The sequence below is a fragment of the Rothia sp. HMSC075F09 genome, assembly GCF_001810515.1.
Taxonomy (GTDB): Bacteria; Actinomycetota; Actinomycetes; order Actinomycetales; family Micrococcaceae; genus Rothia.
Map to the genome: position 1 here is coordinate 1 of NZ_KV801784.1, position 459 is coordinate 459.

General features: G+C 59.5%; 1 protein-coding gene. It reads left to right on the plus strand.

Going from position 1 to position 459, the window contains the following annotated elements:
• Nucleotides 1–241 precede the first annotated feature (241 nt).
• On the plus strand, nt 242–459 hold a 218-nt coding region (locus HMPREF2749_RS09475), incomplete at its 3' end, for an IS3 family transposase (protein ID WP_305793927.1).

Genomic DNA, 459 nt, shown 5'->3' on the forward strand with positions numbered 1-459 from the left:
CGGTACCACCAACGCGTGAGGAGGAACTTGCAGAGCGCGTGCGCAAGCTTGAGGCGCAGGTGGCGTACCTAAAAAAATCGATTGCCCTGAAGGCGCACAGACGCTCCCAAACCGGGACAAAGCCCTAGTGGTCGCTGAGCTTTCAGGGCATGGACACGCGGTGCGTGATCTCCTCGAAGCTGCTGGCCTTGCCAGGTCGAGCTACTACTACGCACTGGCTCACCCCCAACAGCCAACCAGAGTGCAGCTACGTCCCAAGGTCGCACAGATCTTTTCACGAACCCCCAACGGGTGCGGTCACAGGCAGGTAGCCATGTGCCTGCGCGCTGAGGAAGGGGTGCGCATTGCCGATAAGACGGTTTTGAAGATGATGCGTCAGATGGGGTTGCGCTGCGGTATACGCCGCCAGAGGCCCTACCACAGGTACAACTCCTACAAGGGGGATGTGGGGCAAAGTTT